Annotated in this window: 7 protein-coding genes and 1 pseudogene; all 8 read right to left on the bottom strand. The window is 39.4% G+C overall.

The features are described 5' to 3' along the window. Positions 1-334, bottom strand: a 334-nt coding sequence (locus AC0L6R_RS06095) for a DUF420 domain-containing protein (RefSeq protein WP_473270394.1), incomplete at its 3' end; no start/stop codon positions are given. Positions 335-505: 171 nt separating this feature from the next. Then, positions 506-991: an SCO family protein gene (locus AC0L6R_RS06090; RefSeq protein WP_473270393.1), complete on the bottom strand. Its 486-nt coding sequence runs from the start codon at positions 989-991 to the stop codon at positions 506-508. Positions 992-1,067: 76 nt separating this feature from the next. Continuing rightward, a complete protein-coding gene (locus AC0L6R_RS06085; RefSeq protein WP_283414257.1) occupies positions 1,068-1,400 on the bottom strand; it encodes a cytochrome C oxidase subunit IV family protein in 333 nt (110 codons plus the stop codon). Positions 1,401-1,418: 18 nt separating this feature from the next. Beyond that, positions 1,419-2,195: a cytochrome c oxidase subunit 3 gene (locus tag AC0L6R_RS06080; RefSeq protein WP_473270392.1), complete on the bottom strand. Its 777-nt coding sequence runs from the start codon at positions 2,193-2,195 to the stop codon at positions 1,419-1,421. 27 nt (positions 2,196-2,222) lie between these two features. Then, on the bottom strand, positions 2,223-2,804 hold the full coding sequence (locus AC0L6R_RS06075; protein WP_473270391.1) for a cytochrome c oxidase subunit 3: 582 nt from the start codon (positions 2,802-2,804) through the stop codon (positions 2,223-2,225). 2 nt (positions 2,805-2,806) lie between these two features. After that, positions 2,807-3,709, bottom strand: coding sequence for a heme o synthase (cyoE, locus tag AC0L6R_RS06070; RefSeq protein WP_473270390.1), 903 nt, complete (start codon positions 3,707-3,709; stop codon positions 2,807-2,809). Positions 3,710-3,711: 2 nt separating this feature from the next. Continuing rightward, a complete protein-coding gene (locus AC0L6R_RS06065) occupies positions 3,712-4,788 on the bottom strand; it encodes a COX15/CtaA family protein (protein WP_473270389.1) in 1,077 nt (358 codons plus the stop codon). Then, positions 4,772-6,654 (bottom strand): annotated as a pseudogene (locus AC0L6R_RS06060) (cytochrome c oxidase subunit I). The gene AC0L6R_RS06065 and the pseudogene AC0L6R_RS06060 overlap by 17 nt, the downstream one beginning before the upstream one ends. Positions 6,655-6,669: the final 15 nt, after the last annotated feature.

The following is a 6,669-nucleotide window of genomic DNA, read 5'->3' as shown; positions in this document are numbered from 1 at the left end:
CACCTAATGAAGTGCTCTCAGCAGCTGCATGATAAATTACATAAGAAACAAGGAATATAGCTCCTAATACAAATGCTGTGGTCATGGAGGCGCGGTGATATGGGATATTCCCGTTTTTGATAAAAACCAAGCCTGCTATCAATGCTACCGTAGCGGCGGTATTCATCACAGCATTAAGGTGAGGTAAAAAATAAACCCATTTAGACCCCAAATCAATTTTAGTAGGCATGAATATGAGCACGGCTACTGCCACAGGAATAATTACCGAAATGGCGATAATCCATACCTTAACTTTCCCTTCATTCTCCAACAAACTATTTTCCTTCGCTTGCATGTAATAAAACTTTAGTCTCCAACATTAATAAATCCACATCTTCCCGAGAGGTTCCACTATAATACCCTCTTATTCTTCCCTGTTCATCAACTAATACAAATTTGTCACTATGAACAAAATCATCAGGAACACCTAACCCATCTACACTAGGAATGATAAAACCACATTTTGCTAAATCATAGGTTTCCTGAACCCCACCCGTTCAGAAAGTCCCACTTTCCCGGCTTCAGCATGATGCTCATCTGCATATTTCTTTAAGACCTCCGGACTGTCATAAGTGGGATCAATGCTAATAGACATGATTCGCACCTTGTCTTCATCTCTAAACATATCATTAACGCGCTCCATCTCAGCAGACATTTTAGGACAGATACTTGGACAGGATGTAAAGAAAAAGTCAACAATTGTCACTTTACCTTCCATATCAGCTCTTCCTACTTGTTCCCCATCTTGATTGGTGAAGGTGAATTCCGGAATGTAATGCTGGGTAGTATCAGCAATAGGACATTCCTGAAAAGGATTATCGACGCCCTTTTCAAAAAAAACGGGGATATCATACGTGTTATTACCAAACCCCTTAAGAAACAGGAAAATTAATATGGGCACCAAGAGTATGCAGACTAGCACCATACCTTGTAATAATCTCAAACTTCTCATATTAGTGATTTAACAAAAAAGGAAGGTCAAAGTTTCTCACTTCAACCTTCCTTTTTAAATATCTTTTAAACTCTGTTTAGAACCAACGCATGTTGAATATATCCGAGCCTTCTTTGATTAAGACAATGATCAGCCAAAACAAGAATGCGATAGGAACTAGAATAGAATAGATCAAAGGCTTCACTTCATCACCAAGGTGCATGAATTGCATGATGATATATTTAGCTTTCCAAATTGTCAATGCCATGAACAATACATAAAGGATGATTCCTCTAGGCATTGTGAAAGCCATTACGAATTCTGCAGCAGTTATAGCTAGCAAAATCAAAGCAGTCTTCCAGATTTTCTTAATCTTATCGTTGTTCCTTGGAACTACGTTAAGCGTTGATTTATTTTCTTGAATATCCATAATTCTAATTGTTATAGCTTAGATCAGGTAGAATAAAGTAAATACAAAGACCCATACAAGATCTACAAAGTGCCAGTACAAACCGATTTTTTCGACCATCTCGTAGTGACCTCTCCTATCGTAAACACCAACTGCCGCTTGGTAAAACACCATGAATAGAAGGATAACACCTATGGTTACGTGGAAACCGTGGAATCCCGTGATGAAGAAGAATAGGTTTGCAAAGGAAGCAGGCCCATATTCATTAACTAGGAGATTTGCACCAAATACAGTTTCTGTTACATTTTGGCTAATTCCATTGATATAATTTAAAACAACACCATTTTCAGATCCGTGAATGAAGTGACTCCACTCCCATGCCTGACAGCTTAGGAAAGTAATACCTCCTACTAGCGTCCATAGCATCCATTTTACTACATCATTTCTGTCATTCCGGTGTCCAGCTTCTACAGCCAACACCATAGTAACAGAGCTTGCAATCAAAATAAAAGTCATTATACCTACGAATACAAGCGGTGCATGAACTCCATGTACAAATGGAATAGCATCAAAAACCAATTCAGGTATTGGCCAGTACTCATTAGACCCCACAAACTCAGTGGCAGGGCCAGCATAAGCCGGATAACTTACCCGAATGGCAAGATAGGTAATCAAAAAAGCGGCAAAAGTAAAGATATCAGAAAGAAGGAAAAACCACATCATGAGTTTTCCATAGCTAGCTTTGAGAGGTTCATTACCACCTCCCCAAACGCCTCTTTTCGAGCTTACTCCTATAGCAGTAGAATGCGCAGACATAAGATATTAATTTGTACTTGGTTTATTTTAATGATTCAAAAGCAAAAACATAAATAGATATAACCACAATGCAGCTAGAAAATGCCAGAAAGTAGTTGCCATTTCAAGTGTATCCATAGACTTGGAATGCACTTTATATCTGTAGGTCGAAATTAATACAATAATCAGAAATATCACACCGCTGATTAAGTGAACAGCATGCAAACCCGTGAATACATAGAGAAATGATCCCGAAGGATTGCCAACGAAAAACACATTTTCATCAACTAAGGCTACCCAGCTGTACCATTGACTAACAAGGAAAGCGATACCAAACAGCACTGCCAAACTAAGGCCTGCCCTAAGTCCTACAAAATTATCTTTTTTAGCAGCTAAATAAGCATACTGAAGGCAAATGCTACTAATTACAACTATTCCTGAGCTATACCAGAAAATGGTAGGGAGGTCATATTCCAACCAATTCCCTTCAGATTGCCGAACTATATAGGCGCTAGTAAGGGCAGCAAAGATCATCACCACGGTCACTAGGAACAGCCATAATGCAAACTTTTTAGGATGCATTGCAATGGGCTGCTCTACCATATCTACGTATTTAAGTTCCTTTTCCATTCTTAAGGTAATTTATCTAAGAGGTAAGCAATCTGCACAATTGGCAAATACAAAAAGGAACCAAACATTATTCGTAAAGCTGATTTACGCGAACAGTCTTTCATTAAAGAGAAAGTCTGAGCCAAAAACAACACCCCACAAACGGTGGCTACTATACCTGATGTCATCCCTGTAAGTCCAAAATAGCTTGGGAGCAATCCTAGAGGTAACAAGAACAAAGTGTATATCATAATTTGAATTGCTGTATTGAGGTCTTTCCCGCCACCACTTGGTAGTAACTTAAATCCAGCAGCCTTATAGTCTTCATCCCCCACCCAAGCGATTGCCCAAAAATGTGGGAACTGCCAGATGAATTGAATCCCAAAAATTATCAAGGCTTCATGGGTTATAGAACCAGTCGCTGCAGTCCACCCTAACAAAGGAGGAAGTGCTCCCGGGATCGCACCTACAAATACTGCTACAGGACCTACACGTTTTAACGGAGTATAAACAAAGACATAAAGGACCATGCTCAATACACCTAGCCATGTAGTCAAGGGGTTAGTAAAGTACCAAAGCAACCCTACACCAATCACTGCGACTAGGGAGGTCACCCAAAGGGCTTCTTGTAAGGAAATAAGTTTTAATGGAAGAGGACGGTTTTGAGTACGCTTCATTAGCTTATCCAGATCACGCTCTAAAATTTCATTTGCAGCACAGGATGCACCGCTAATCAAGAAGCCGCCTAGAGCTAAGCCTAAAAACCCAGACCACCCGAAACTAACACCACGATCACCAAGTATATAACCAAATACAGCAGAAAAGGTAACCAAAGCTGAAAGCCTTAATTTAATCAACTCAGCGTAAGCCTTCAATTTGCTTATCACTAAACTACTACTATGGTCAGTTACTGAAACTGTCCTCATGATCAATTTGTATTTAATCGAAACTGAATGTTTTCTTTGATTTCAAGAAGTAAAATAACCTGAACCCCTATAATCAAAGAACCTAATAAGAGATGGATTGGCTGAAGAAAGGCAGGAATACCAAAGTACGCCATTCCCATTCCTGTAGCTATTTCCAGTAAAATCAGAATCATCAAGACCTGAGACCAAAGATTCACTTGAGACTTTCTCAGGGTATATTTAAATGCCCAGAAGAAGTATAAGACATGGATTCCTAGTAGAATTAAGGAAAATGATCTATGAATAAGAAAATCCAAGCCCACTCTTCCTATCCACTCATCCCTAAGCATATTACCTAAAGAAGAAGAGATAACATCTATCTGTTCTCGTACCTGAGTGCCTAAAACAATCTGAACTACCATAAATACCGTCCCGATAAATAGCACTAGTTCAATTCTTTTTGGCACATCCATCTTCACTCCCGGACCCGCAATCAACTTACCCGACCTATGATAAACATAGATCAAAAGTGAAACGAGAAGCAAAGCCAATATCATGTGGAAAGTAATCATCCAATGCAGCAAATTAGTAGACACTACAATGGAACCAATCCACCCAATGAAAATGACTAAGACTAGATTGAAAACAGATAAAATTGTAATCCAACGATCTGCTTTTCTGAGGGGAAATGATTTCCATACAGTCAAAACGATCAATAGACCAATTACAACTCCAGCCAGTCTATTCAGGTATTCTATCCAGGTCTTTACTGCATTAAATTCCTCTTCGATCAGAATGGATTTATCATTAGCTATCTCCTTAGCCTTTTTTGAGAATCCTAATTTTTCAAGTGTTGCCACGAACCTTTCGTTCTTGGCCAATCTTTTATTGAGATAAATCTCCTGATAATTTGAAGGAAGTTGATCCACATTCGTTGGGGGAATCACACTTCCAAAACATTTTGGCCAATCAGGGCACCCCATACCAGAACCGGTGCTCCTTACTATTCCACCAATTAGAATCAGTATATAAACAGCTATCACCGTGATTAAATTAACACGACGAAAGCTGCTTATTGATTTATTAGTGACTTGTTTCATTTGAGACCAAAACTTCCTCTTCTTCCTTCATAATTTCCAACTCCACTTTCACCAATTCTTGCTCATGAGGAAGGTTGGATTCAGGAGTTGCAGAAAGAGGTACTGTCTGTGGGATGAAATCCTCTTCAGCACCTGGCTTAGAGTAGTCATATGGCCATCTATAAACTGCAGGAATTTCACCTGGCCAGTTACCATGCCCTGGTTCTACTGGTGTAGTCCACTCAAGCGTATTAGATCTCCAAGGGTTAAGTGTGGCTTTTCTACCTTTATACATTGAGTAGAAGAAATTGAACAAGAATATGAACTGAGCACTAAAGGTGATAATAGCAGCAACAGATACAAACATGTTCAAATCAGTGTACATATTGGCAAACTCAAAGTTTGTCCAGCTGTAATATCTTCTTGGGAAGCCAGCAATACCTATGTAGTGCATAGGGAAGAATACCATGTAAACTCCTACAAAAGTGATCCAGAAGTGAATGTAACCCAATTTGGCATCCATCATTCTTCCGAACATTTTAGGGAACCAGTGGTAAACACCTGCTATCATTCCGAAAAAGGATGCAGAACCCATCACTAAGTGGAAGTGAGCTACTACAAAATAAGTATCGTGCAATTGAATATCAATAGCTGAGTTCCCAGGAAAATACCAGTCAAACCACCGGAAATAAAGAAGGAAACTAGACCTATTGAGAACAACATCGCAGGAGTGAAGATCAAGTTACCTCTCCAAAGCGTTGTCAAGTAGTTAAATACTTTTACTGCTGAAGGCACTGCGATGATCAAGGTCAAGAACATAAAGATAGATCCAAGGAATGGATTCATACCTGATACGAACATATGGTGAGCCCAAACCACGAAGGAAAGAACAGTGATACCTAGCAAAGATATAATCATCGCTTTGTACCCGAAGATTGGCTTTCTTGAGTTGGTAGCAATTACTTCAGAAGTAATACCCAAAGCAGGAAGCAATACGATGTAAACTTCAGGGTGGCCTAAGAACCAGAATAAATGCTGGTATAATACTGGGCTACCGCCGGTGTTTGGAAGCGCTTCCCCACCGATATAGATATCAGAAAGGTAAAATGAAGTACCAAAGCTTCTGTCAAATACAAGTAACAATGCTGCTGCAAATAATACTGGAAAGGACAAAAGGCCGATCACAGCTGTCAAGAAGAAAGCCCAGATAGTCAAAGGAAGTTTAGAGAAAGACATTCCTTTTGTTCTCAAGTTAATCACTGTGGTGATGTAATTGATACCCCCCATAAGAGAGGAAGCAATAAAGAAGGTCATAGCGACCAACCAAAGAGTCATCCCCAAGCCTGAACCTGGAATAGCTTGCTCCAAAGCTGAAAGCGGTGGATATACCACCCATCCACCTGCAGCAGGACCAGTTTTTAGGAAAAGTGAAATAAACATGATCACACCGGAAAGGAAAAACAACCAGTACGATAGCATATTCATAAATCCAGAAGCCATATCTCTCGCTCCAATTTGTAATGGAATCAAGAAATTGGAAAATGTCCCACTCAAACCTGCTGTCAATACAAAGAATACCATTATGGTACCGTGCATTGTAACTAATGCCAAGTAGAATGTAGGATCCAATTTCCCTGCTTCATCTATCCAACCTCCAAGAATTGGACGAAGGAAAGACATATCCATTTCTGGAAAACCCAATTGTAATCTAAATAGGATAGAAAGTAATCCACCTATAAGAGCCCAAAACATACCAGTAACCAAGTACTGTTTTGCGATCATTTTGTGATCTTGAGAGAAGATATATTTCGTTACAAAATTATCATGATGCTCATGATCGTGATGATCGTGGGCTGCGTCATGATTTGCGACAGATGCTGTTGACATAATCTATAATTTTGT

Source organism: Algoriphagus sp. 10J20-15 (assembly GCF_055809615.1).
This window is presented reverse-complemented; position numbering and strand designations above follow the sequence as displayed.